This window comes from Sulfitobacter sp. M22, from assembly GCF_021736025.1.
GTDB classification, from domain to species: Bacteria; Pseudomonadota; Alphaproteobacteria; order Rhodobacterales; family Rhodobacteraceae; genus Sulfitobacter; species Sulfitobacter litoralis.
On the sequence record NZ_WMEC01000001.1, the window covers coordinates 1,165,018 to 1,189,969 of the forward strand.

Consider the following 24,952-nt stretch of genomic DNA (forward strand, 5'->3'; position numbering starts at 1 on the left):
TCCGTATGGATCGTGCCCCGAGGGGCGGCTATGGCCCTTGTTGTCACAAGGTAAGGGGGGCAATCAAGCCTCCCTGTCGTGGATTCTGCGCCCCATTTAGCACAACGCGCAGATTTGGCAAACGCTTTGCAGCGCAGGCTCACAACATGGCCATACCGCCGTTCACATGCAAGGTGGTTCCGGTGACATAGGCGGCTTCCGGGCTGGCCAGATAGACGACAGCCGATGCGATTTCCGATGCTTCGCCCATGCGACCCGCTGGGATCTGCCCCATGATTCCCGCCTTTTGGTCGTCGGTCAGCTTGTCGGTCATTGCTGTGGTGATGAAACCGGGGGCAACAGCATTCACGGTGATCCCGCGGCTGGCAACTTCATAGGCAAGCGATTTGGACATGCCCACCATACCGGCCTTGGACGCGGCATAGTTCGCCTGACCGGGGTTTCCGGTGGCACCGACCACGCTCGAGATATTTACGATCCGGCCCCAACGCGCCTTCATCATGCCCCGCATTACGCCTTTGCACAGCTTGAAGGTCGCGGTCAGGTTGACGTTGATCACCGAATTCCATTCGTCATCCGACATGCGCATGAACAGGTTGTCGCGGGTGATGCCGGCGTTGTTGACCAGAATATCGACCGAACCCATCGCCTCTGCCGCCTGTTTGGGCAGCGCATCAACGGCATCCATATCGCTCAGGTTACAGGGCAGCACGTGGGCGCGCTCACCCAATTCTGCCTTCAATGCTTCCAAAGGTTCGGTGCGGGTGCCAGACAGGCCGACGGTCGCGCCGCGTGCATGCAGGCTGCGCGCGATTTCAGCGCCGATACCACCCGAAGCACCGGTGATCAGCGCATTTTTTCCAGTAAGATCAAACATATGTAATTCCTTTCGCGGCCTATCTCAGGCCGTTTTCACCGCGGCGACATCGGCAGCGGTGCCAATGTTCACGCAGGTGATTTCCTTGTTGATGCGGCGGATCATGCCGGACAGAGCCTTGCCCGCGCCGATTTCCCAGACCTCGGTCACGCCTTGCGCGCCCATCCATTCAACCGACGACATCCAGCGCACCTGACCGGTGACCTGTTCGATCAACAGCTTGCGGATCTGATCGGGGTCGGTAACCGCTTCGGCCACTACATTCGCCACAACCGGCACGGCGGGGGCATTCATTGTCACATCCGCCAGCGCACCGGCCATTTCCTCTGCGGCAGGGGCCATCAGGGCACAGTGGAACGGGGCAGACACGGGCAACAACAAGGCACGCTTAGCACCGGCGGCTTTCGCCAGATCAATCGCGCGTTCGACGGCTGCCTTGCTGCCCGATACAACATTCTGCGCCGGGTCATTCTGGTTGGCGACCTGACAGACCTCGCCCTGGGCGGCCTCTGCGGCGACGGCTTCGGCCTGCTCAAAGCTGAGGCCCAAAAGTGCTGCCATAGCGCCCTGCCCCACAGGCACAGCCGCCTGCATCGCGCGACCGCGAATGCGCAGCAACCGCGCCGTATCCGACAGCGAGAATGTTCCCGCCGCGCAAAGTGCCGCATATTCACCTAGCGAATGGCCCGCGACATAGGCCGCCTTGTCGACGGTAATGCCTTCGGCCTTCAACGCCGCCATCGCCGCCATTGACGTTGCCATCAGCGCAGGTTGTGCGTTTTGGGTAAGCGTCAGCGCGTCAGCCTCGCCTTCCCAGATCAGCGTCGACAGCTTTTCGCCCAAGGCTTCGTCCACCTCGTCAAACACGGCTTTTGCCGCCGGATAAGCGTCAGCCAGATCGCGGCCCATACCGATGGTTTGCGCGCCTTGGCCCGGATATACGAATGCAATGGTCATAAAGTCCCCCGAATTTGCGTTTCCAGCGCTTTAGCGCGTGGGCAGCGGTCAAACAAGCCTGCACGGCGACTGTGCGCTGATCCGCATTGGTCCCGACCAGCCGCTATAGTATGGATAAGCCACCTTAATTCCCGACGGAGCAACCCGATGGCCTTTTCCAATACCGCAATCCGCTACGGCGGGGTGACCAAGTTTTTTCACTGGCTCACCGCCCTGCTGATCCTGACGCTGATCGCACTTGGCCTTTATGCCAGCGACCTGCCTCACGACACCCAAGACGCCCTGACCCGCAAGGCGTGGTTCTTTTCGTTACATAAAACGCTGGGTGTCACGGTGTTCTTTGTCGCCCTCGCCCGCATCGTCTGGGCCTTCGCTCAAACGAAACCGGGGCTGCTGAATGCGGATCACAAACTGGAAAGCTGGCTGGCCGAAACGGTGCATTGGGTGCTTTACGGGTCTTTGGTGATCGTGCCGCTGGCCGGCTGGATCAGCCACGCCGCGGCCTCCGGCTTTGCGCCGATCTGGTGGCCTTTGGGGCAGTCCCTGCCGTTCATTCCTAAAAATACCTCCCTCGAACATGCCTTTGGCGCGGTACACATTATCGCGGGCAAATTGCTGATCGGGGCGCTGGTCCTGCATGTGGCAGGCGCAGTGAAGCATCATGTCATCGACCGCGATTCGACGCTGCGACGCATGTTGCCGGGCGAGCCGGCGATTGGCCCGCTCCCTGCGCAACACCACTCTGCTGCGCCGGTGGTAACCGCGACCGTGGTCTGGATCGCGGCAATCGGCCTGGGTTTGGGGCTGGGTCTGGGCCAACCGGCAGATACAGAAGAGACCGCAACGCTCGACGCCGTGGCGTCCGAATGGCAGGTCCAAAATGGCACCATCGCGCTTGAGGTCACGCAGTTCGGGTCCGTCGTGGCAGGCAGCTTTGCCGATTGGACATCCGCGATTACCTTTGATGAGACAGTCCAAACTGGCAAAGCCGGCGAGGTGACAACCACGGTCGCGATCCCGACGCTCAGCCTCGGGTCGGTGACGGATCAGGCGATGGGTGCGGATTTTTTCAATACCGAGGCCTTCCCCACCGCAACCTTCCAAGCTGATATCAATGTCGCCGCAGATGGCTACATCGCGGCAGGGACGCTCACGATCAAGGACCAGTCCATACCGGTCGAACTGCCCTTCACCCTGACACTTCAGGACGACACCGCGCAGATGACAGGCACCACTACGCTGGACCGTCGCGACTTTGGCATCGGGGAAACGGTGACGGATGAAAGCACGCTCGCCTTTAGCGTCACCGTGAATATCGACCTCACCGCCACACGAGGACAGTAATCCGATCCACAACGGCGCGGGCCATATGGCCCCGCCCCCATAAACGCAAAAACGCCGGGGACCTGCCCCGGCGTCTTCGTTTTCTCACTCAATAAAAAGCTTACTCAGCCTTCATCGCTTCGATAGAGATGTTCACTTGCACTTCGTCGCTGACGAACGGCGCGAACTGACCAAGGTTGAAATCGGTGCGTGTGACCGTGGTCGTCGCGTCGAAACCGGCCCAAGGCTTCTTGGCCATTGGATGCTCGCCCATCTGGTTCAGCTTGGCGTCCAGCACAACGGATTTCGTGACGTCGTTCATGGTCAGGTCGCCAGTGATCAACGCGGTCTTTTCGCCTGTGACTTCGATGCCCGTGGAGACAAATGTCACCATGTCGCCATCTTCGGCCCCAAAGAAGTCACCTGTCATAAAGTGCTCGGTGCGCGGCTCCCAGCCGGTGATCATGTCTTTGACCGGAAACGACACCGATACCGAGGAATTCGCGGGCTCCGCTTCGTCCATCATGATTTCACCGTCAAATCCGCTGAACATCGACGTGGTGGTCGAGAACCCGAGGTGATTATAGGTGAAAACGATCTGGCTGTGGCTTGCGTCCAGCACGTATTTTTCGGCTGCGAACGCGGATGTGGCACCCAGTGTAAGGGCAGTAGCAAGAAGGACAGACTTCATGTTCATTGGAATTCTCCTGTTGGCGTGTGTCTGGAGTATACATGAAGCATTTCAATATTTCAGCAACCCAGCAGCGTTCAACACTTAGTGCGCATTAGCGAACAGTCGCGCGCCCTTTAGATGCTCGCTTTTAGATGCCCGCTTTGCCGTACAACACCCGGATAGGATCAGACCACCTGGCCGGAATCCCGTAGGCTAAAGGTCAGGTTATCGACCACACGACGTTCTGCAATATGAACATCCACAATGAAATTGCCCCGTTCGTCCCAAAAGTGGAAATTCCGGCCAATTCGCTCTACCCTTCCCAGATCGCAAAAGCTGCACCGGTGCAGCACGCGTTTGGCCCCTACCGCGCGGGGGCGTACGAGCCGAAGCTCGCGTCGCAGCGTATCAATCTGTATGTCGGGCAACGCGGGCTTTTGACCTGATAGCATCAGGCTTGCGCCCAGCATAAGCGAAAGCACAGACAGCCCCACCTTGAACAACATCACATCCGAGCCAAAGTTCGACCCCGGCGTCAGCCACAGCCCTGTCGCTGCCAAAACCAAAGCCACCCCGAGCACCCGCTGACCGCTGCGCAGCACTGCCCGCGATCCATCCACCATTCCGGCCTGCGTTGAAAACTGCACGCTGTCTGCCGTAAAATTCGTCACTGCGCCCATTTCTCTGACCAACCTTCATCAACCCATGTTCTCTCCCCATCAGTTCTCGTATGAGTTCATGACGAAAAAGAGGCGCACTCGTGACCCATCCGTGATCAAAGTAGACCTATGCAAACGTCCGTTTATAAATACGTCTGCCACAAATTCGAGGTCCGTCTGGCCCTGCGCGTCACACGCCCTTGCCCTGCCCGCGAAACCGTGTATATCGGCCCTTCGTTTTGCATTATCTTTTGAACCGCGCAGACTCTCGTGGTGGGGCCGCAAAACGCAAATGCCCTACCTATGAAATGCGCCTTGATATAAATAGGAGTGCACATGCCGCTTTATGAGCATGTTATGATTGCGCGTCAGGACTTGTCCAACACGCAAGCAGAAGGCCTTATCGAACATTTTGGCACAGTTTTGGCTGACAACGACGGCAAGCTCGTCGACAGCGAATACTGGGGCGTCAAAACGATGGCCTATAAGATCAACAAAAACCGCAAGGGCCACTATGCCTTCCTGCGTTCGGACGCACCTGCGACCGCCGTTCAGGAAATGGAACGCCTGATGCGTTTGCATGATGACGTGATGCGCGTTTTGACCATCAAAGTTGATGAGCATAAAGAGCTGCCATCGGTCCAGATGCAAAAACGTGACGAACGCCCCGAGCGTGGCGAACGCCGCGAACGTCGTTGATCATCAGCTTGCAATAAAGGACATAAACCATGGCCGCAAAACCATTTTTCCGCCGTCGTAAGGTCTGCCCCTTCTCGGGCGACAACGCACCGGCAATCGATTATAAAGACACACGTCTTCTGCAGCGCTACATCTCTGAGCGCGGCAAAATCGTTCCTTCCCGTATCACCGCAGTCTCCGCGAAAAAGCAGCGTGAATTGGCCCGTGCCATCAAACGCGCCCGCTTCCTCGCCTTGCTGCCCTACGCCGTTAAGTAAGGAGAAAGCACATGCAAGTTATCCTTCTGGAACGTGTGGCCAAGCTGGGCCAAATGGGCGAAGTCGTGGACGTAAAGCCAGGCTACGCACGCAACTATCTGCTGCCACAAGGCAAAGCGCTGTCGGCTTCCAAAGCCAACATCGAAGCCTTTGAAGGTCAGAAAGCACAGCTTGAGGCGCAAAACCTCGAGACCAAAAAAGAAGCCGAAGCCATGGCGGACAAGCTGAACGGTCAGCAGTTCGTTGTGATCCGCTCCGCTTCCGATTCGGGCGCTCTGTACGGTTCCGTCACAACACGTGACGCATCCGATGTGGCAACAGCCGAAGGCTTCACAGTCGACCGCAAGCAGGTCGTTCTGGGCAGCCCCATCAAAGATCTGGGCCTGCACGACGTTACCGTCGTTCTGCACCCCGAAGTCGAAGTCACCATTCAGCTGAACGTTGCACGTTCCGCCGAAGAGGCCGAGCTTCAGGCTGCTGGCAAGTCGATCCAGGAATTGGCCGCAGAAGAAGAAGCTGCCGCCGAATTCGAGATCTCTGAACTGTTTGACGATCTCGGCTCCGCCGCATCCGACGACGATGATGATCAGCCACAAGCAAAAGAGAAATCGGACGAAGACGAAGCGTAAGCCTCAGTCTTTCGACCTGATTCCAAATGAAACGTCGCCGCTGAGCCTTCAGCGGCGACGTTTTTCGTTGCCTAATCGGCGACATGCCGCCCTTAGGTAAGCGACGCTCTGCCCATCAAAAACCAGCGTCATTGCGCGGTATTTCATGGATTGTATGCATGGGGCTCCCATCAACGATGCGAGTCACCCGCATGAATACGCTCACACGCCGCTCCCTTTGTCAGATGTTGCTTTGCGCACCCGCCCTATCCGCCTGCGCCAGTACCGAAGCAGAACCGCCCGCCGTGGCCCGTAAACTGCCCTTACACCCGAACGAGACGCCAGAGCTGCGTGGCCTGATCAATAAATGGGCCGATCACTACGAAGTGCCCCGCCCCTTGGTCCACCGCCTTGCCATCCGCGAAAGCACGCACCGTCCCGAGGCGCGCAATGGGCCGTATTTCGGCCTGCTTCAGATCCTGCCCGCAACCGCACGCGGCATGGGCTTTAGAGGCGATGCCGGCGAGCTTCTAAATCCTGATGTCAATTTGAAGTACGGCGTCAAATACCTGCGCGGCGCTTGGCTGCTGTCCAATGGCGATCACGCCACAGCAATCAAATGGTACGCGCGCGGCTACTATTACGAAGCAAAACGGCGCGGCATGTTGGTTGAAACCGGCCTGCGCAAGGGCTGAGCCGCTGCGCAAGGGCTGAGCCGCTGCGCTGACGTCCGGCACGGGGCCGCTGCCAGCACCGCCCCCCCAGATAGCAAAAGGGCCACCCAATCGGGCGGCCCTTTCTTTTTACGTCACCGGCGAGGGTGAAAGACTTATTCGTCTTCCAGCTCTTCTACGGCTTTCTGCAGATCTTCTTTCGACACTTCTTTTTCGTTCAATGTCGCTTGTTCGAACACGTGGTCGACCACTTTATCTTCGAACAACGGTGCGCGCATCTGCTGCTGCATCTGCTGGTTTTGTTGAACGAATTCAAAGAACTGGCGCTCCTGACCAGGGTACTGACGTGCCTGGTTCATGATCGCTTGGGTCATCTCCGCGTCGGTCACCTGAACTTCGGCTTTCTGCCCCAGCTCGGCCAGCAGCAGCCCAAGACGCACGCGGCGCTCGGCCAGCTTCTTGTGCTCGTCTGTGGTCTCGATCTCGGGGTGATCGTGGCCTTCGACTTCGGGGTTGTCTTCGTGCCACAGCTGGTGCGCGATCTGGCCGGCTTCGGCTTCAACCAACGACGGCGGCAGGTCAAAGCTGACCAGCTTGTCCAGCTCGTCCAGCAGACCGCGTTTCATGACAGCGCGCGACGCACCGGTATATTCCGCTTCCAGACGCTCTGCGATCTGGGATTTCAGCGCGGCGAGGTCTTCTGCACCGAATTTCTTGGCCAGCTCGTCGTCGATTTTGGCAGCGACGGGCTTTTTCACTTCTTTAACTTTGCACTCGAACACGGCTTCTTTGCCCGCGAGGTGAGGTGCTTGGTAATCTTCGGGGAAGGACACGGTGACGTCTTTTTCGTCGCCCGCAACAACACCGACCAGCTGTTCTTCGAAGCCGGGAATGAACGAGTTGGAACCCAGAACCAGCGGGTAGTCTTCTGCAGCGCCGCCTTCAAAGGCTTCGCCGTCTACCTTGCCAAGGAAATCAAATGTGATCTGATCGCCATCTTCGGCCTTGGCACCCTCTTCGCGGGCTTCAAAGTCCTGTGCGGTCTCTGCCAGATTGGCCAGCGCTTCATCAACGGCAGCGTCGTCAGCTTTGACAACCATTTTATCCAGCGTGATGGACGACAGGTCGACTTCGGGGATTTCTGGCAGCGCTTCGTAGGTCATGGTGACCTCGACGTCGTCGCCTTCTTTCCAGTCTTCGTTCGCCATTTTGACGTCAGGCTGCATCGCGGGGCGATCGCCGGACTTTTCAAAGTGTTCCTGCATGGCGCCATCAATGCTTTCCTGCATTGCTTCGCCCATAACCTTTTGGCCGAACTGCTTTTTCAGCAGCGCCATTGGCACTTTACCTTTGCGGAAACCCTTCATCTCGACTTCGGGCTGCGCTTCGGCCAGCTTTTCGTTGACCTTGGCCTCCAGCTCAGCTGCTGTCACAGTGATGGCATAGCCGCGTTTCAGACCTTCGTTCAGCGTCTCGTTGACCTGCATGTTTGCTCCATAGGGTAAGGCCGCGCATTGCGGGGCGCGGGCGGAAAAATTTCCGCTCTTCTATTGGGGCCTGCGCTTGGGCGCAAGCGGATTTGGCGGCGGGGTCCCGTGGGACGGGGCAATTTGCCCCCTGCCCCCGCCTACGGGTGGTAAATAACGTCTCGCGTGGTCCTCAAGCGGCGAAGGGTCACCGCCTCAGGCCCCGATCAAGCCTAGGTCATGCCCAGTGCTTCTTTGTACATTTCAAGGACGGCTTCTTCTTCGGCGATATCATCCGCCTCGCGCTTGCGCAGCGCGATAACCTTGCGCAGAACTTTGGTGTCGTAACCGCGGGACTTGGCTTCTGCCATGACCTCTTTTTGCTGCTCGGCCAGGTCTTTCTTCTCGGCATCCAGCCGCTCGATCCGCTCTACGAACTGGCGAAGTTCGTTTGCGGTGACACGATACGTTGCATCACCGATGGCGTCTGCGGATTCGGGATTGGTGGCACTGTCGCTCATCTGGGGCGTCCTATGTCTTGAATGGGTCAGCGCAGTGACTACCCCCGTGCCTGCCCTGCCGCAAGCCACTCTTGCCCATTGGGCGGAATTCGGATAGCTCGCGCCCTATGGAAAACGCATCTCTAACTATCTTTGACGTCCTGATCTGGGCGGGGGCAGCTATCTCCTTTGTTGGGCTGGTCGGGCTTGTCTGGTGTATCGTGCGCGTGGCCCGCGCCAAACGCGCCGCCCTCACCGAAGAAGAGATGCGCGTCGTCTTGCAAAAAGTCCTGCCGTTGAACCTTGGCGCGTTGCTGTTGTCGGTGATCGGGCTGATGATGGTCGTCGTGGGTATTATCCTCGGGTAACGCTTGTTTGCACGTCATCGCGCGCTCTGCCGGCCGCCTTCTCACCGCTTGCGCCTTGCCACACATTCAAAAGTCACTATATGTCTCTCTGACACCTGCCACTTATGGCGGTCTTTGAGGGCAATATAGCATATGATTGAAGCAGATTGGATTTGGGGCCTGATTGGCGGGCTGTTGATTGGATGTGGTGGCGCGGTGTATCTGCTGGGCAACGGCCGCATCATGGGGGCCAGTGGCATCGTGGGCGGGCTGGTCGACGGATCGGGCCGCAGCACTTGGGTCGAACGCATCAGCTTTTTGGCGGCCCTGATCCTTATTCCTGCGGCAATTGCGACCCTGGCCCCGACCCCAGCGACGACCCACCTGACCGAAAACCTTTGGCTGGTTGGCGTGGCAGGGCTGCTGGTCGGTCTGGGCACCCGTATTGGCAACGGCTGCACGTCCGGCCACGGCGTTTGCGGGATTTCGCGGCTGAGCCCCCGCGGCATCGTCGCCACATTGGTCTATATTGCGGCGGGGGCCTTGATGGTCGTCGTCTTGCGCAGCTTTGTCGGAGGGATTTGAGATGCGTAACATGATTGCCGCGCTTGCGGGCGCTTTGTTTGGCACCGGACTGTACCTGTCTGGCATGACAGACACCCAAAAGGTCCAGGGGTTTCTGGATTTCTTTGGCAGCTGGGACCCGACATTAGCCTTCGTCATGGGAGGGGCCATTCTGCCTATGGCAGTGGCGTGGGCGATGACCCGTACGCGTCGCCCTGTTACGGGTGGTGACTTTCCCGCCCGCCCCGATGCGCGCTTGGATCGCAAGTTGATTATCGGCGCAGTGCTGTTTGGTGCAGGCTGGGGACTGGTCGGGCTGTGCCCGGGTCCGGCGCTGGCGTCGCTGGGTTTCGGCGGCTTGGGCGGCATTATTTTCCTGATCGCCATGCTGGCAGGCATGATGATCGCCCCCAAAGCGCGGCGGATACTAGACACACCGCGGACGGCTGGATAAATCAAACTATGGATATTCGTCAAATCACCCCCCGCTTCTATGCTTCCCCTCAGATCGACCCGTCCGATATGGGCGCGATCAAAGAGGCAGGCATCACCTTGATCTTGTGCAACCGCCCCGACGCCGAGGTTCCCCCCAGCCATCAACATGCGGCCATTCAAGCCGCGGCAGAGGCTGCCGGACTGCGTTTCGCGTATCAGGAGTTGACCCATCAAACGATGACCCCCGACGTGATTGCCCATAATCGCGAAATCAGCGTGGCGCAGGACGAAGTCGTTCTGGGCTATTGCGCCTCTGGCACACGATCCACGATTGCTTGGGCTTTGGGTCAGGCTGGCAAACAACCGGCTGACACGCTGATAGAAGCCGCCCGTGCCGGCGGCTATGACCTAAGCCATATGCGTGACGTGCTCAGCGCCCCCTACGCCTAAGAGCCCCTCTTGCTCCATCACGACAGCGGATAGCGCCGCCTTGGCGCTGTCCCCCACACAGCCACGTTCATCTACATCATCCCATAGCGCGCATCCTTTCCCGCTGCTTCATCCCCTTCAAGATGACGGACAAAGGTTACGAATCTGCTTAGATGCGATGAGAAATCGACTTAGACGTCGGTCTGCGCGATTGGCAGCTCGACACGGAAGCCGGTGCCCGACACATCAGTGAGATACGATATATCTCCCTCTAGCCGCTTTATAATCTCGCGACAGATAGCAAGCCCCAAACCTGCCCCCTCGCCGCCTTGCCCCGGTAAACGGCTAAACTTTTCAAAAATCAGTGCTTGCGAAGCGGCGTCAATTCCTGCGCCGTTATCTATCAGATCAACGATGATACGCCGCCCCCGCTGATGCGCCCGGATCGACAGCTGCGGGTCATCAGCCACACAATATTTCTGTGCATTTGTAATCAAGTTTATGAAAACCTGCACCAAACGATCCAGATCGGTATCCAGCACGATATCTTCACCCGCGCTTTCCCGATCAATCTTGATCACACGCGTATTTGCCGCCCGCGCGGTGGTGACCGCCTGATCCAGCACATCGCGCAGAACGCCACGTTGTCGGTTCAACGACACCTCGCCGTTTTCAAGCACAGACAGATCCAGCAGATCGTCCAGCAAGCGCGTAAGCCGGATGGTTTCGGAGTGAATAATCGACGCGTAGCGGGTCTTTTCTTCCGGTCCCAACCCTTCGGCGTCACGCAAAATTTCAGAAAAGGCACGGATAGAGGTCATGGGCGTGCGCAATTCATGGCTGATCTGGCTTAGAAAACTGTCTTTTTGATGCGACAGTTGGGTCAGCTTGTCATTGGCGCTGCGCAGTTTCGCAGCGGTATCTGTCAGCGCACGGGATTTGATTTCCAGCTGGCTGGAATATTCCAGCATCTGCGCCGATTCGTCCGCCACAGCCAACAGATCCTGAACCGAGACAGAGGCCCCACCCACCAGTTGCGCCACCATAGCATGCGCCGTAGCGGCCCCCACAGATGCTGCGAGTTCGCGTTCTAGCGCCTGCACAAATCGCGGTGTCGGTTCCGGTAGGCCGTCGTGTTTTTCTTGCAACTGCGCTTGCGCCCGAAAGAAGCCTTGCGCCTCTGCAGCGCCCAAAATGCGCTGTGCCATGATCATCAGATCCTCGCTCGCCGCGACCGACGCGCTCCATCCGCGTGCCGCCGTGGAATGGTCAAAGATGTTCACGAATTGCGCCCCTTGCAGCCGCTCTACGGGGGCAGGAAAGCTGAACAGGGACACAGCGATAAATACCAAGGCATTGATTGAAAGGCTCCAGAGGACGGCATGAACGGTTGGATCTAACCCATTGATTCCGAACAACGCCTCGGGTCGCAGCCACTGCAATCCGAACAGCCCGTTTTGAAAGGTAGACGCCGACAGCGCGGCCCCTGGGCCAAAGCTTGGCAACAGCATTGTATAGACCCAAAGTGCAAAGCCGACGGTCAGCCCACAAATCGCCCCCGTCCGCGTCGCACCGCGCCAGAAGATACCCCCCAGCAGCACCGGCAAAAATTGCGCCACCCCCCCGAAAGAGATTGTCCCGATCGCCGCAAGCGCACCGCCCCCGCCCGACAGCCGGTAATAGCAATACCCCAGCGAAATGATCAGCAGGATCGACAGCCGCCGCGACAGGATCACCACATGACGCACATCGCCCGACTGCTGGACAGTGTTTTGTCCATAGGTCAGCCAGATTGGCATCACGATATGGTTGCTCACCATCGTCGACAGCGCCAGCGTCGCGACGATCACCATTGATGTGGCAGAGGAAAACCCACCGAGAAAGGCGAACATCGCGAGCGAATTCTGTCCCTGACTCAGCGGCAGGCTCAGGACGAACAAATCAGGGTTCGACCCTTCGGGTAGCAGATCGAGCCCGACCACGGCAATGGGCACGACGAACAGGCTCATCAGCATGAGATACAGCGGGAAAGCCCAGCTGGCGGTCTGCAAGTGGCGCTCGTCGCCGTTCTCCACGACCAAGACCTGAAACATGCGCGGCAGGCAAATAAAAGCCGCAGCGGCCAGCAGGGTCAACGCGGTCCACCGGCCCCCTTCGACCTGCCATTGCCCGATCGCGGACCGGTCAATCTGCGCCAGTGTCTGTTCGACACCACCGGCGACCCCCCAGACCACGAAAGCACCAACCGCCAGCAGCGCCAGCAGCTTAACCACCGCTTCTACTGCGATGGCGATGACCACGCCGTGATGGCGTTCGTTGGCGTTCAAATTACGGGTGCCGAACAACACCGTGAACAGCGCCAGCCCCACCGCAACCCAGAATGCCGCCTGTGCCGAATTGATCTGGCCGCCGCCGGACGGGGCCTGAGGCTCGGCGCTGGCAAAGATCGACAAGGACAGGGTAACCGACTGTAGTTGAAGCGCAATATAGGGCGTCACCCCAATGACGGCCATGATCGTGACCAATATCGCCAAGAGGTTCGATTTCCCGTAGCGTGACGAAATAAGATCCGCGACCGAGGTCACGCGATGAGACCGTCCGATGCGTACCAAACGGCGCAAGATCCACCACCAGCCAATCATCACCAGCGACGGGCCAAGATAGATCGTCACGAATTCCAGCCCTGATCGCGCCGCATAGCCGACCGCGCCATAAAAGGTCCAAGCGGTGCAATAGATCGACAGCGACAGCGTATAGACCAACGGCGAGCGCAACAGCCAGTCCCCACGCCCGCGGGCGGCAGCGCGTTCAGCCGCAAAGGCCACGGCAAAAAGCCCCACCACATACAGCAAACAGACGGCAACCAGCTGGTTCAGCGACACCATCAGCCTTGCGTTTCCTGTGCGATCTGACGCGCTGTCCGCCGCCACAACAAAAAGCAACAGGCGATGCCCGCCAGCCAGACGCCAAAGACATAGCGCAGCGCATGTGACATGGGAACAGCATCGCCCGCAGAGGGGTCTGGCACCGGCCACAAAAGCGGTACCATCCAGAACCCCAGCACCAGCAGCGGCAGCAGCCGGACGGCGTCCATCATGCGGCGAAACCGGTAGCTGCGCCGTTCAAGAAACAGCGGCGAGCCGGGTAGTTTACTCATGCCTCTGCAGTGCCTGCAGCTGTTAGATCGCGCACGGCCGCCAGCATATCGGCATTAGAGAAAGGTTTGGTCATAAAGCGGCTGACGCCCGCCTCTAGCGCGATTTCGCGGTCGCGGGTCTGGCCGCGGGCGGTCAGCATCAAAATAGGCAGATCGGCCAGCGCCGCGTCCGCGCGTAGCTCTTTAAGGATTTCAAAACCGCTTTTACCGGGCAGCATCACATCCAGCATCACCAGATCGGGGTTGGCATTGCGGATGACGTCGACAGCCGTGGCCCCGTTGGCCAGCGTTTCGACGCGCCAGCCTTCGCGGCCTAATAAAAATCGTATCGCCTCGGCGATGTTCGTCTCGTCTTCTACGAGCACGACGTGTTTGCCCATTGGCAAAATCCCTCCCTGTGGCCCTGGCCGCCTTAGGACGCGATCTTGGTAGGCCGAGAGGCAGGATGCACGGAAAACCCTGCCCTGTCAAAAGCCTGTTGCCCGCCCTTATACGCCATCATTCAAGATTGACGGCTCGCGGCGTGCCGGACATTCGGTGCGCGGACACACCCGGCACGTGGCACCGACATCGTGCACAGCTACGGTTTCGGGGCTGGCGGGTAGGATTAACATGACCGACTGCAGCAAGGGCATCGCGTTGTAATCGCGCGCATTCTGGGGTTCACAGGTCGCATAACAATCAAACGAGGAATACCCCCGCCCCAGCTGCGTCACCCGTTGTTTTTGCACCATGCCGGGGCTGCCCAAGACGCTGAACAACGGCCAAAGCGGGCAGCAGGCGCCAAAGCGGGGCACGACAAACCCGTCGATGGATTTGCGGAAGATCAACGTGCCTGACCGGTCGCAAACGACCAGCCCCGCGCCCAGTTCCGGCACCGTCGCCATACGGCGCAAAACACGCGCCACGGGCTGCCGCAGCAGCGCGGCAAGTGCAACGGGGTCCGGCCCTAGCTCATCGAGCGCTTGCGTCAGCCCGGCAATCGGCAGCGCCTCTGCATCGATGGCGATCTGCTGCAAAACGTCTCGTGCGATATGCCGTGCAGCAACGCTTTGCAGGTCGGGAGCAGTCTGGATTAGCGTCTCAATGGCTCCTGCATCCCCATCTGTGACCTCTAGCGTTGCAAAACGATAGCGGTGCGCGGCTAGAAACGCTTCGACCTCCTCTTGCGGAGAGTTGGCGGCGGGGGTGATCTCGGGGTCGGCCTCAAGGTACCCCACAAGCGCCTGTGCGCTATCCGCAAGGCGGCGGCTGTCCTGATCGATGTTGATGTGAAACCGGTCGCGCCATTCGGGTTCAAGGGTTTTTGTATCGGCAAGGATCGACGCGGTTGACCGGATCGCCGCCGCGGTGGTCAGCAGTTCGTGCATAGAAGCCGCCAGATGCGGGTCATGGGCCAAACGGTCGGTCAGCGTCTCGACGGTGCGTTCAAGCGTGGCGATCCGGCGTTGCGCGCTGGCCAACACATCAGCCCAACCGGGAAAGCGTCCGGCGAATTCGTCAGCGCGGTTCACCTCTGGCCCGCTCAGCCGAGCATCATCCGCGGCCTCGCGCAGGGTAGCAATCAAGGCGGCTTCGGCTCCTTCGGTCAGCGCTGTCGGCTCCACCCCAAGCGCGCCTGCGATGTTCAGCAACAGTTTCCCGCCGATTCTGCGCCGGTTGTGTTCGATTAAGTTCAGATAGCTGGCCGAAATGCCGATCCGCTTGGCCAGATCAGCCTGCTTTTGCCCTGCCATCACCCGCCGCTCGCGGATGCGACTGCCGGTCAACGCATCGCGGGTCATGCGACACAGCCGCCGGGATTATGCCGCATTATCAACGGCTTTCTGCGCTGCAATATCATTAAATTTACAAATCCCCCTAGGCCTCTGCGAATATATTTACAGAATAGTTGTTTTTATCAAGGGGCTTGTTGATCGGTTTTCAGTTTTCCTCTCATATCATATTTGCACCTCTGTGCATCATGGACCCGGAAAAATAATCGGGCCGTGGTTTCAACATTTGGGAGGAAATACATGACATTTTCTAACTTGACGCGTCGCGGCGTGATCAAAACCGGCGCTGCTGCCGGTGCTGGTCTTGCCTTGCCGACGTATCTAAGCGCTGCCGCGCATTCCGGTTTCACGAACGCGCCAACGGGCGACACGGTGACGCTGGGCTTTAACGTGCCACAATCGGGCCCCTACGCGGACGAGGGCGCAGACGAACTGCGCGCGTTCGAGCTGGCGGTCGAACACCTGAACGGTCAGGGCGACGGCGGCATGCTGAACACCTTCAGCTCCAAGGCGCTGGAAGGTAACGGGATCATGGGCAAGAAGGTCCAGTTCGTCACCGGCGACACGCAGACGAAATCGGACGCGGCCCGCGCATCGGCGCAGTCGATGATCCAGAAAGACGGCGCGATCATGATCTCGGGCGGCTCAAGCTCGGGCGTAGCTGTTGCTGTTCAAGGCTTGTGCCAAGAGGCCGGCGTGATCTTTATGTCGGGTCTGACCCATTCGAACGACACCACCGGAAAAGACAAGAAAGCCAACGGCTTCCGCCACTTCTTTAACGCTTACATGTCCGCTGCGGCGCTCGCTCCGGTGCTGAAGAACCTCTATGGCGACGACCGTAAGGTCTATAGTCTGACAGCCGACTACACATGGGGCTGGACGCAGCAGGAATCCATTCAGGCCGCGACCGAAGCCATGGGCTGGGAAACCATCAACGACGTGCGCACGCCGCTCGCCGCGACCGATTTCTCGTCCTACATCGCGCCTGTGCTGAATTCCGGTGCCGATGTATTGGTTCTGAACCACTACGGCGGAAACATGGTCAACTCGCTGACCAACGCCGTGCAGTTCGGCCTGCGCGACAAGCAGGTGAACGGCAAGAACTTCGAAATCGTTGTGCCGCTATATTCCGAGCTGATGGCCCGCGGTGCGGGTGAGAACATCACCGGTATCGTCGGTTCGCAAAACTGGGACTGGAAGCTCGAGAACCAGATGGGAGACCGCTACAAAGGCACCAACGCTTTCGTTCAGTCCTTTGGCGAAAAATACGGCTTCCCACCCAGCCAGGCGGCTCAGACATGCTATGCGCAAACACTGCTTTATGCGGATGCTGTGGCCCGTGCCGGTTCGTTTAACCCCTGCGCCGTTGGCGAAGCCCTTGCCGGTTTCGAATTCGATGGTCTGGGCAACGGTCCAACGCTGTACCGTGCTGGCGACCACCAGTGCTTTAAGGACGTTGTGGTCGTGCGCGGCAAAGAGAATCCCGAGAACGAATTCGATCTCGTGGAAATCGTCGAAGTCACCCCAGCCGAGCAAGTCACCTATGACGTCGATCACCCGATGTTTGCGGGTGGCGAGCTGGGCGACTGTAACCCCGGCGCGTAAATCCAAGTCTAAGGCGGGGGGCGACCCCTGCCTTACCTTGCCGGCGGAATTTTTCCGTTTTTCACTTCTTAAAAATTCGAGGGCACCGCGATGGACGCCATTCTTTTGCAACTTCTTAACGGGTTGGACAAAGGTTCAGCCTATGCGCTCATCGCGCTTGGTCTGACGTTGATTTTCGGCACGCTGGGTGTCGTGAACTTTGCCCATGGGGCGCTGTTCATGATCGGTGCCTTCTGCGCCGTCACGCTAAGCAAGATTTTCACGCTGAGCCACAAGGCATCGGAACCGTCCGGCGTCGATTTTCTGGGCAAACCAAAGTACGATGACATCCTTTATATCAAGGACTGGTTCGGAGAGACCGCCGGTGCCTGGATGCTGGATTGGTCGGTTCCCCTGTCGATCCTCTTTGCCGTACCGATCATGCTGGTCATCGGCTTTGTTATGGAACGCGGGTTGATCAAACACTTCTACAAACGCCCCCACGCGGACCAGATCCTTGTGACTTTCGGTCTGGCGATCGTGCTGCAAGAGGTGATCAAGTACTTCTACGGTGCCAACCCGATCCCGACCTCTGCCCCCGAAGCCTTTCGCGGGTCGTTCGACTTTGGCGTGATGCTGGGCTTTGATCCTAATGCGATCATCTACCCCTACTGGCGCCTGATCTATTTCGCTTTCTCGGCGGTCATCATCGGCGGCGTTTTTGCCTTCTTGCAGTTCACCACCTTCGGGATGGTCGTGCGTGCCGGTATGGCTGACCGCGAGACCGTAGGTCTGCTGGGCATCAACATCGACAAACGTTTCACCATCATGTTCGGCATCGCCGCCGCGGTCGCCGGTCTGGCCGGTGTCATGTACGCGCCGATCAATTCGCCCAACTACCATATGGGTATGGATTTTCTGGTGCTGAGCTTTGTGGTCGTCGTTGTCGGCGGCATGGGGTCTTTACCCGGGGCCGTTCTGGCGGGGTTCTTGCTGGGTGTCCTGGAAAGCTTTGCCTCTATGAACGAGGTCAAGAACATCCTGCCCGGCATTGACCAGATCATCATTTACGTTGTCGCGATCCTTATCTTGCTGACACGCCCCCGTGGCCTAATGGGTCGCAAAGGCGTGATGGAGGAATAACCCATGCAATCACTCACTAAAAAAGACTTTCTCCTTCTGTTGGTGGTGGCATTCCTGACCATGGCAGCCCCTATCATCCTGAACCCCTTCCCCGCCGGATCAGGGCTGGCGCAGTTCAACGCCGGCTACCCTGACTTGATGCAACGCTTTGTGATCTTTGGCATCTTTGCCATCGGGTTCAACATTCTGTTCGGGCTGACCGGATACCTCTCCTTTGGTCACGCGGCCTTTCTGGGGGTCGGTTCCTACTCTGCCGTGTGGATGATGAAGCTCTTGTCGATGAACGTGATCCCCGCGATCCTTTTGTCGGTGATCGTGGCGGGGCTCTTCTCTGTCGTGATCGGCTTTGTCTCGCTGCGCCGGTCGGGGATCTACTTTTCGATCCTCACGCTCGCCTTTGCGCAGATGTCGTTCAACCTTGCCTATTCGGTGCTGACGCCGATCACCAATGGCGAAACCGGGCTGCAAATCTCGCTCAGCGATCCGCGTATTCTGGACGGTGCGAACGCGCCCAGCTACCCCAACCTTTTCGGGGCGCAGATGAATGCCGCGACGACGTTGGATTTCGGGGCTTGGTCCTTCACCTTCTCGGTCGGCTACTACCTTTGTGCAGTGATCATGCTGCTGGCGTTCTATATCTCGATCCGCGTCTTCCGGTCGCCCTTCGGGATGATGCTGCGGGCCGTGAAATCGAACCAGCAACGGATGAACTACACCGGCCTGAACACCAAACCCTACACGCTGGCGGCCTTTGTTATCTCTGGCATGTATGCCGGTCTGGCCGGTGGCCTGCTGGCGGCAATGGACCCGCTTGCTGGGGCCGAACGGATGCAGTGGACCGCCTCGGGCGAGGTTGTTCTGATGACCATCCTTGGGGGTGCGGGCACCCTTCTGGGGCCGGTACTGGGCGCGGGCTTTATCAAGTATTTTGAAAATATCTTTTCCAAGATCAACGATAACGTTCTGCACGGCTGGTTCTCTTTCATGCCCGATGGGCTGGAAGACATGCTGATCGCGGTGATCCACCCCTTTGTCGGCAAGGGCTGGCACCTAACCTTGGGTCTGCTGTTCATGCTGGTCGTGATCTTCTTGCCCGGTGGTCTGGTCGAAGGTGGCCAACGCATCGGTCGCGTGTTCCGTCGCAAGGACCGGAACGCGGGATCGGTCGAAGCCGACGCCGCCGCACAACGCAACACACCCCCAGCCGAATAAGAAGGAGCTGAACAGATGGCCATTCTCGAAGTCAAAAATGTCGGCAAACGTTTCGGCGGGTTGCAAGCGCTGAGCAACGTGAACCTCAGCGTTGCGGAAAATTCGGTCCATGCCATTATCGGGCCGAACGGGGCGGGTAAATCCACGCTGCTGAACTGTCTGGTGGGCAAACTGATCCCCGATACCGGATCGGTTATGTTCGACGGGCAGTCGGTGCTGGGGCGCAAACCCTACGAGATCAACCAGATGGGGATTTCGCGCGTATTTCAAACGCCCGAGATCTTTGGCGATCTCAGTGTGCAGGAAAACATGCTGATCCCCTGCTTTGCCAAACGTGACGGGGCGTTCCAGATGAACGCGCTTACCGCCATGTCGAGCCAGCGCGACGTGATCGAAAAAGCCGAAGAAATGCTGGTCGAGATGAAGCTCGCCGACAAGCGCCATATGCACGCGGCTTCTATGTCACGCGGTGATAAACGTCGGTTGGAAATCGCGATGTGCCTGTCGCAAGACCCGCGACTGCTGCTGCTGGATGAACCCACAGCGGGCATGGCGCGGGCCGATACCAACAATACCATCGACCTGCTGAAACAGATCAAGGACGAACGCGACATCACCATCGCCATCATCGAACACGACATGCATGTGGTGTTCTCGCTGGCGGAACGGATCACCGTGTTGGCGCAAGGCACCCCGCTGGTCGAAGACACCCCCGACAACATCAAAGGCCACCCCAAGGTGCGCGAGGCTTACTTGGGCGAATCCCAGGACGCCGCCTGACGCGCGGGGGCTCCGCCCTTCGCGCGTCACCCCGCACCAGAGGCTTTGCAAGGACAAGACTATGAACACGAAACCCGATTTCTCGAACAGCGCCAACCACGCCGCTACTGCCCCCGCCTATCTTTCGGTCTGGGACATCCACGCCTATTACGGCGAAAGCTATATCGTGCAGGGCGTCAGCTTTAACGTGCACGAAGGCGAGATTCTGGCGCTTCTGGGCCGCAACGGGGCGGGGAAAACGTCGACCCTGCGGGCCATCGCCCAGATTGGCGACCCCGAATTGCGCAAGGGCGAGGTTTGGCTCGACCACCAGCCGCTGCACAAGATGGCAAGCCACGAGGCCGCCGCCAACGGTCTGGCGCTGGTCCCCGAAGACCGCCGTATCATCGCGGGTCTCACGGTCGAGGAAAACCTGCAACTGGCGCAGATCGCCCCACCCATCGGCTGGTCGCTTGACCGCATCTATGACCTGTTTCCCCGTCTGAAAGAGCGCCGCAAACAAGAGGGCGTGACCCTGTCGGGCGGCGAACAACAGATGCTGGCGATTGCCCGCGCGCTGGCCCGTGACATCAAGGTGCTATTGCTGGATGAACCCTATGAGGGGCTTGCCCCCGTGATCGTGGACGAGATCGAAAAGACCCTATCACTGATCAAATCCCAAGGCATTACCACCATTTTGGTTGAACAAAACGCGGTGCGTGCGCTCAAGCTCGCGGATCGTGCGGTGATCCTTGATACCGGCGGCGTGGTCTTTGACGGCACTGCCGAAGAGGTGTTAAACAATGCCGAACTGCGGGCCGAATATCTGGCAATCTGACCCTAACATTATGTGGACGCGGTAATTTCTGGCGAAACATGCGTTTCAAACCGGCATTTTTCCGCGTCCGCGTCCCCTTGCCCCATTGCATATCCCCCCTGCCCCGATCCGCCGCCTCTCGCGGCATAGGTGACGTTAGGCAACTGCTTGCTTTTCATGACTGCGCCCATGCCCTATAAGGCAGCAATTCAAGGGCACAGGCAGCGCCCTATCGACTTTGACTGGCTGAGGAAAATATGACAAAAAACACCCATGACGCCGATGTGGCTTTTATCCAAGCGCTCGCCGAGTTGCTGAACGAAAACGATCTGACCGAATTGCAGGTCAAGCGGGATTACGCCGAGGATGACAGCCTGAATGTGCGCGTCAGCCGCAAACCACCGCAACAGATCGTAGCACCGCATCAGGCGCAATCGGCCCCTGCGCACTATGCAGCGCCCGCGCCCGCCGCCCCGGCAGCCGCAGCCCCTGCAGCAGAAGCCAGCGATCCCGCGGATCACCCCGGTGCTGTCGTCTCTCCGATGGTGGGGACGGTATATATGCAAGCCGAACCTGGCGCGCCTTCGTTTATCTCGGTCGGGACCTCCGTTGCCGAAGGCGACACGCTGCTGATCGTTGAAGCGATGAAAACAATGAACCACATTCCAGCGCCACGTTCCGGCACGGTAAAGCGGATTTTGGTCGATGATGGCGCCGCCGTTGAATTTGGCGCGCCCTTGGTGATCCTGGAATAAGGCGAAACCTATGTTCAAAAAAATCCTAGTCGCAAACCGCGGCGAGATCGCGTTGCGCGTGATCCGTGCGGCCCGCGAGATGGGCATCGGGTCTGTCGCGGTCCATTCGACGGCAGACAGCGATGCGATGCATGTGCGCATGGCAGACGAATCTGTCTGCATCGGCCCGCCCTCCTCGCAGCAATCCTATCTGTCGATTCCGTCGATCATCGCCGCCTGCGAAATCACCGGTGCCGAAGCGATCCACCCCGGATACGGTTTCTTGTCCGAAAACGCGGGCTTTGTGCAGATCGTCGAAGACCACGATCTGACCTTTATCGGCCCCACAGCGGAACACATCCGCATTATGGGCGACAAGATCACCGCCAAAGACACCATGAAAGAGCTTGGCGTGCCCTGCGTTCCCGGCTCTGACGGTGGTGTGCCCACACTGGCCGACGCAAAGCGTATCGGCGAGGAAATCGGCTATCCGGTAATCATCAAGGCAACCGCCGGGGGTGGGGGCAAGGGCATGAAAGTGGCGCAATCCGCCGCTGAAATGGAACGTGCCTTCATGACAGCCCGTGCCGAAGGGAAATCGAACTTCGGCAACGACGAAGTCTATATCGAGAAATACCTCACCACGCCGCGCCACATCGAAATTCAGGTGTTCGGCGATGGCAAAGGTCGCGCTGTCCATCTGGGCGAACGCGACTGTTCGCTGCAACGCCGCCACCAGAAGGTCTTCGAAGAAGCCCCCGGCCCGTCGATCACCGCCGAAGAACGGGCGCGTATCGGTAAAGTCTGCGCGGATGCGATGGCCAACATCAACTACATCGGCGCGGGCACGGTCGAATTCCTGTATGAAAACGGCGAGTTCTATTTCATCGAAATGAACACGCGTTTGCAGGTCGAACACCCCGTCACCGAAGCCATCTTTGGGGTCGATCTGGTGCGCGAACAAATTCGCGTCGCTGCCGGTATGGATTTGTCCTTTACCCAAGAAGACCTGAAGATCAACGGCCACGCGATCGAGGTCCGGATCAACGCTGAAAAACTGCCGAACTTCTCGCCCTGCCCGGGCAAGATCACGCAGTATCATGCCCCAGGCGGGCTTGGTGTGCGGATGGATAGTGCGCTGTATGACGGCTATAAAATCCCGCCCTACTACGACAGCCTGATCGGCAAGCTGATCGTTCACGGGCGCGACCGTCCCGAAGCGCTGGCGCGTCTGCGCCGTGCCTTGGGAGAGCTGATCGTGGACGGGGTCGACACGACGATCCCGCTGTTTCACGCGCTGCTTGACGAACAGGACGTGCTGACAGGGGACTATAACATCCACTGGCTAGAGCATTGGCTTGAAACAAATTTGGGCAATGCCTGACCTGACGCCAGAGCTGTTATTGCACGGCTATTCCATGGGGATCTTTCCCATGGCCGAACACCGCGACGACCCGGAAATCTTCTGGGTCGACCCGCGGCGGCGGGGCATCTTCCCGCTGGACGGGTTCCACATCTCGCGGTCCCTTGCGCGCGCGATGCGGCGGACACGCTTTACCATCAACATCGACACCGCATTTAAAGACGTCGTATCCGGCTGCGCCGACCGCGCCGATACATGGATCAACGCCGAGATTTTTGCGCTGTACGCTAAGCTACATGCCCAAGGTCACGCCCATGCGCTTGAGGTCTGGGAAGGCGATGTTTTAGTGGGTGGCGTCTACGGCGTCACGCTGGGGCGCGCGTTTTTTGGCGAAAGCATGTTTTCGCGGCGCGATAATGCATCAAAGATCGCGCTGGCCTGTCTGGTGGACCGGCTGAACCGCGGCGGGTTTACCCTGTTCGACACGCAGTTCCTGACACCGCACCTGGCGTCTCTTGGTGCGCAGGAGATCACTCGCGCCGCCTATCACGCTCGGCTAGAAATGGCCTTGATGAAAAACGCGGACTTTACTGCGCCCCATGCTGCCACGCCTCAGGATGTGGAGCAGCGGATGACCCAGATATCATAGCGGGGATGTTCCAGCGCTGAAAGCGCAGGCGCAGAGGCGATCATCCAGCCGGCAAAAAGCCGGTTCTCCTCGCCAGTCTCGACGATATCAAGCTCGGCATAGGCGTCGCCCGCAGGGTTGCCCTCAGGATAGCGGCATTCGTTCAGGGTCACATTCAGGCTACCCACGCGCGACGTCTCTCCGCGCTGCATCTCTACGTCACGCGACAGGCCCGATACCTTGTCCAGCGCCCGCAAGACGCCGCCTTCAGCGCTGGCGACTTGCTGTGCCTGCACGGGCGCGGCCATCACGGCGAGGATCATAAAAATCTTGCGCATCACATGGGTTCCTTGAACGTCAAAACGGCGTCTTTCAGTGCCACGTACCGGCCAGACGCCCGCAGCTTCGTGCGCCCCCGTAAAGGCGCACGGGGGCTTTTATTCGGGTTGCCATGCCTCGTAGTCACCGCGGTCGGCGGGCTTTTCACGGCGTATCGATCCCGCAGGCGCATAGGCCAGCGCGGTGCCGGTCAGGTTCTCTTGGTGGGGCTTTTCCCACGTTTTATGTACCAGCGGGCGATCTTGCGGAGTTTCATCCCACGAATGATGCAGCCAGCCGTGCCAGTCTGCATTCACACGGGTCGCTTCGATCTCGCCGTTAAAGATGACCCAGCGTTTGCTGCTGTCCGCGTTGCGGTAGTACATATTGCCCTCGGCGTCTTCGCCGACCTTGATGCCCTTGCGCCACGTGAACAGCTGTGTGTTCAGCGTCTGGCCGTTCCACCACGTCACGCCGCGCAAAAGAGAGTTGAGAATGCCCATAGTGGTCTCCTGAAGCTTTGATGGATATATGCACCAAGGCCGCGCAAAGGTCTAGCGGGCTTCGGGGCGCATAGCCGCGGTTTTCAGCCGGGTAGGCAGGCGGTGACTTCAATTTCGATGCGGTATTTGTCATCGATCAGCCCACATTCGATCATGGTTGCCGCTGGTGGCGCATCGCCAAAAACCTCTGACAGGATAGGCCAGCAGGGTTCAAACTCGGCGCGATCAGGCAGGTAGTAATTGACGCGGACCACATCGGCCATGGTGCAGCCTGCCTCGCGCAGGGCCCCCTCGATGGTCGCAAGGGCGGCGCGGCATTGGTCGGTCACGGTATCGCCCTGCCCCACGGTGCCCGCCACATGGACAAAGCCCCCCGCCACAACGGCGCGGCAATAGCCGATCTTGGCCTCAAATTCACCGCCCGAAAAAATACGTCTTGTCATGATGCGCCTCTTGTCTGTCATGCCTACGCCTCTGTCAAAGCGCTTGGC

General features: G+C 58.9%; 30 protein-coding genes. 17 read left to right on the forward strand and 13 right to left on the reverse strand.

Translation table 11 applies throughout. From position 1 onward, the window contains the following. Window positions 1-139 precede the first annotated feature (139 nt). Together fabG and fabD are read right to left on the reverse strand one after the other, a co-directional pair. Complete coding sequence (fabG, locus tag GLP52_RS05835; RefSeq protein ID WP_093733095.1) at window positions 140-877, reverse strand: 3-oxoacyl-[acyl-carrier-protein] reductase; 738 nt, start codon at window positions 875-877, stop codon at window positions 140-142. Between the two features lie 24 nt (window positions 878-901). Continuing rightward, the gene (fabD, locus tag GLP52_RS05840) at window positions 902-1,834 is read right to left on the reverse strand and encodes an ACP S-malonyltransferase (RefSeq protein ID WP_093733096.1); all 933 of its coding nucleotides are present in this window, start codon (window positions 1,832-1,834) and stop codon (window positions 902-904) included. A gap of 147 nt (window positions 1,835-1,981) precedes the next feature. Here fabD and GLP52_RS05845 point away from each other — a divergent pair, with 147 nt between their 5' ends. Continuing rightward, on the forward strand, window positions 1,982-3,178 hold the full coding sequence (locus tag GLP52_RS05845; RefSeq protein WP_093733097.1) for a cytochrome b/b6 domain-containing protein: 1,197 nt from the start codon (window positions 1,982-1,984) through the stop codon (window positions 3,176-3,178). A 100-nt stretch (window positions 3,179-3,278) separates the two neighbouring features. On the opposite strand, the gene GLP52_RS05850 is transcribed toward GLP52_RS05845, so the two are convergent. Further along, window positions 3,279-3,848, reverse strand: coding sequence for a YceI family protein (locus GLP52_RS05850; protein ID WP_237272658.1), 570 nt, complete (start codon window positions 3,846-3,848; stop codon window positions 3,279-3,281). A gap of 167 nt (window positions 3,849-4,015) precedes the next feature. After that, window positions 4,016-4,510 (reverse strand): hypothetical protein, encoded by a 495-nt coding sequence (locus tag GLP52_RS05855; protein WP_237273434.1) that lies wholly within the window; start codon window positions 4,508-4,510, stop codon window positions 4,016-4,018. A gap of 315 nt (window positions 4,511-4,825) precedes the next feature. Here GLP52_RS05855 and rpsF point away from each other — a divergent pair, with 315 nt between their 5' ends. The 4 genes from rpsF to GLP52_RS05875 all read left to right on the forward strand — a co-directional run bounded on the left by rpsF (window position 4,826) and on the right by GLP52_RS05875 (window position 6,748). Beyond that, window positions 4,826-5,188, forward strand: a complete 363-nt coding sequence (gene rpsF, locus GLP52_RS05860; RefSeq protein WP_005852867.1) for a 30S ribosomal protein S6 — start codon at window positions 4,826-4,828, stop codon at window positions 5,186-5,188. Between the two features lie 29 nt (window positions 5,189-5,217). Continuing rightward, complete coding sequence (gene rpsR / locus GLP52_RS05865; RefSeq protein ID WP_005852865.1) at window positions 5,218-5,445, forward strand: 30S ribosomal protein S18; 228 nt, start codon at window positions 5,218-5,220, stop codon at window positions 5,443-5,445. Window positions 5,446-5,456: 11 nt separating this feature from the next. Continuing rightward, complete coding sequence (rplI, locus tag GLP52_RS05870) at window positions 5,457-6,074, forward strand: 50S ribosomal protein L9 (protein ID WP_237271820.1); 618 nt, start codon at window positions 5,457-5,459, stop codon at window positions 6,072-6,074. A 224-nt stretch (window positions 6,075-6,298) separates the two neighbouring features. Beyond that, the gene (locus GLP52_RS05875) at window positions 6,299-6,748 is read left to right on the forward strand and encodes a transglycosylase SLT domain-containing protein (protein ID WP_093733101.1); all 450 of its coding nucleotides are present in this window, start codon (window positions 6,299-6,301) and stop codon (window positions 6,746-6,748) included. Between the two features lie 134 nt (window positions 6,749-6,882). Here the strand turns inward: GLP52_RS05875 and tig are convergent, their stop codons facing one another. Beyond that, complete coding sequence (tig, locus tag GLP52_RS05880) at window positions 6,883-8,214, reverse strand: trigger factor (RefSeq protein ID WP_093733904.1); 1,332 nt, start codon at window positions 8,212-8,214, stop codon at window positions 6,883-6,885. Window positions 8,215-8,426: 212 nt separating this feature from the next. Continuing rightward, on the reverse strand, window positions 8,427-8,714 hold the full coding sequence (locus GLP52_RS05885; protein ID WP_093733905.1) for a DUF2312 domain-containing protein: 288 nt from the start codon (window positions 8,712-8,714) through the stop codon (window positions 8,427-8,429). Window positions 8,715-8,821: 107 nt separating this feature from the next. On the opposite strand from GLP52_RS05885, the gene GLP52_RS05890 reads away from it, so the two are divergent. The 4 genes from GLP52_RS05890 to GLP52_RS05905 all read left to right on the forward strand — a co-directional run bounded on the left by GLP52_RS05890 (window position 8,822) and on the right by GLP52_RS05905 (window position 10,489). Then, complete coding sequence (locus tag GLP52_RS05890; RefSeq protein WP_237271822.1) at window positions 8,822-9,061, forward strand: hypothetical protein; 240 nt, start codon at window positions 8,822-8,824, stop codon at window positions 9,059-9,061. A 132-nt stretch (window positions 9,062-9,193) separates the two neighbouring features. After that, the gene (locus tag GLP52_RS05895) at window positions 9,194-9,625 is read left to right on the forward strand and encodes a YeeE/YedE family protein (protein WP_237271823.1); all 432 of its coding nucleotides are present in this window, start codon (window positions 9,194-9,196) and stop codon (window positions 9,623-9,625) included. A 1-nt stretch (window position 9,626) separates the two neighbouring features. Beyond that, on the forward strand, window positions 9,627-10,058 hold the full coding sequence (locus tag GLP52_RS05900; RefSeq protein ID WP_093733908.1) for a DUF6691 family protein: 432 nt from the start codon (window positions 9,627-9,629) through the stop codon (window positions 10,056-10,058). Between the two features lie 8 nt (window positions 10,059-10,066). Continuing rightward, window positions 10,067-10,489, forward strand: coding sequence for a TIGR01244 family sulfur transferase (locus GLP52_RS05905; protein ID WP_093733909.1), 423 nt, complete (start codon window positions 10,067-10,069; stop codon window positions 10,487-10,489). A 170-nt stretch (window positions 10,490-10,659) separates the two neighbouring features. On the opposite strand, the gene GLP52_RS05910 is transcribed toward GLP52_RS05905, so the two are convergent. The 4 genes from GLP52_RS05910 to GLP52_RS05925 all read right to left on the reverse strand — a co-directional run bounded on the left by GLP52_RS05910 (window position 10,660) and on the right by GLP52_RS05925 (window position 15,409). Further along, window positions 10,660-13,353, reverse strand: coding sequence for a sensor histidine kinase (locus GLP52_RS05910; RefSeq protein ID WP_237271824.1), 2,694 nt, complete (start codon window positions 13,351-13,353; stop codon window positions 10,660-10,662). After that, entirely contained in the window at window positions 13,353-13,625 is a 273-nt protein-coding gene (locus tag GLP52_RS05915; protein ID WP_093733911.1) for a hypothetical protein, read from the reverse strand. Before GLP52_RS05915 ends, GLP52_RS05910 begins: the two co-directional genes overlap by 1 nt. Then, on the reverse strand, window positions 13,622-14,005 hold the full coding sequence (locus GLP52_RS05920; RefSeq protein WP_093733912.1) for a response regulator transcription factor: 384 nt from the start codon (window positions 14,003-14,005) through the stop codon (window positions 13,622-13,624). Before GLP52_RS05920 ends, GLP52_RS05915 begins: the two co-directional genes overlap by 4 nt. A gap of 108 nt (window positions 14,006-14,113) precedes the next feature. After that, window positions 14,114-15,409 (reverse strand): helix-turn-helix transcriptional regulator, encoded by a 1,296-nt coding sequence (locus GLP52_RS05925; RefSeq protein ID WP_237271825.1) that lies wholly within the window; start codon window positions 15,407-15,409, stop codon window positions 14,114-14,116. A 231-nt stretch (window positions 15,410-15,640) separates the two neighbouring features. Between GLP52_RS05925 and GLP52_RS05930 the strand changes: the two genes are divergently transcribed. The 8 genes from GLP52_RS05930 (at window position 15,641) to aat (ending at window position 23,661) form a co-directional block, all read left to right on the forward strand. Further along, window positions 15,641-17,005 carry a substrate-binding protein gene (locus tag GLP52_RS05930; protein ID WP_237271826.1) on the forward strand — a complete coding sequence of 455 codons (1,365 nt, stop codon included), beginning with the start codon at window positions 15,641-15,643 and terminating at the stop codon, window positions 17,003-17,005. Between the two features lie 90 nt (window positions 17,006-17,095). Next, window positions 17,096-18,127 carry a branched-chain amino acid ABC transporter permease gene (locus GLP52_RS05935; RefSeq protein ID WP_237271827.1) on the forward strand — a complete coding sequence of 344 codons (1,032 nt, stop codon included), beginning with the start codon at window positions 17,096-17,098 and terminating at the stop codon, window positions 18,125-18,127. 3 nt (window positions 18,128-18,130) lie between these two features. Next, a complete protein-coding gene (locus GLP52_RS05940; protein ID WP_093733916.1) occupies window positions 18,131-19,339 on the forward strand; it encodes a branched-chain amino acid ABC transporter permease in 1,209 nt (402 codons plus the stop codon). A 15-nt stretch (window positions 19,340-19,354) separates the two neighbouring features. After that, window positions 19,355-20,119 (forward strand): ABC transporter ATP-binding protein, encoded by a 765-nt coding sequence (locus GLP52_RS05945; RefSeq protein WP_237271828.1) that lies wholly within the window; start codon window positions 19,355-19,357, stop codon window positions 20,117-20,119. A gap of 61 nt (window positions 20,120-20,180) precedes the next feature. Further along, window positions 20,181-20,936, forward strand: a complete 756-nt coding sequence (locus GLP52_RS05950) for an ABC transporter ATP-binding protein (RefSeq protein ID WP_093733917.1) — start codon at window positions 20,181-20,183, stop codon at window positions 20,934-20,936. Between the two features lie 236 nt (window positions 20,937-21,172). Then, on the forward strand, window positions 21,173-21,670 hold the full coding sequence (gene accB / locus GLP52_RS05955) for an acetyl-CoA carboxylase biotin carboxyl carrier protein (RefSeq protein WP_093733918.1): 498 nt from the start codon (window positions 21,173-21,175) through the stop codon (window positions 21,668-21,670). A 10-nt stretch (window positions 21,671-21,680) separates the two neighbouring features. Then, window positions 21,681-23,033, forward strand: a complete 1,353-nt coding sequence (accC, locus tag GLP52_RS05960) for an acetyl-CoA carboxylase biotin carboxylase subunit (RefSeq protein ID WP_237271829.1) — start codon at window positions 21,681-21,683, stop codon at window positions 23,031-23,033. Continuing rightward, entirely contained in the window at window positions 23,026-23,661 is a 636-nt protein-coding gene (gene aat / locus GLP52_RS05965) for a leucyl/phenylalanyl-tRNA--protein transferase (RefSeq protein ID WP_093733920.1), read from the forward strand. The genes accC and aat overlap by 8 nt, the downstream gene beginning before the upstream one ends. On the opposite strand, the gene GLP52_RS05970 is transcribed toward aat, so the two are convergent. From GLP52_RS05970 to GLP52_RS05980, 3 genes are all read right to left on the reverse strand, one after another. After that, on the reverse strand, window positions 23,625-23,978 hold the full coding sequence (locus GLP52_RS05970) for a DUF2155 domain-containing protein (RefSeq protein ID WP_093733921.1): 354 nt from the start codon (window positions 23,976-23,978) through the stop codon (window positions 23,625-23,627). The genes aat and GLP52_RS05970 overlap by 37 nt on opposite strands. 99 nt (window positions 23,979-24,077) lie before the next feature. Further along, window positions 24,078-24,461 carry an NADH:ubiquinone oxidoreductase subunit NDUFA12 gene (locus GLP52_RS05975; RefSeq protein WP_093733922.1) on the reverse strand — a complete coding sequence of 128 codons (384 nt, stop codon included), beginning with the start codon at window positions 24,459-24,461 and terminating at the stop codon, window positions 24,078-24,080. Between the two features lie 83 nt (window positions 24,462-24,544). Next, window positions 24,545-24,904: a RidA family protein gene (locus GLP52_RS05980; RefSeq protein WP_005852785.1), complete on the reverse strand. Its 360-nt coding sequence runs from the start codon at window positions 24,902-24,904 to the stop codon at window positions 24,545-24,547. Window positions 24,905-24,952: the final 48 nt, after the last annotated feature.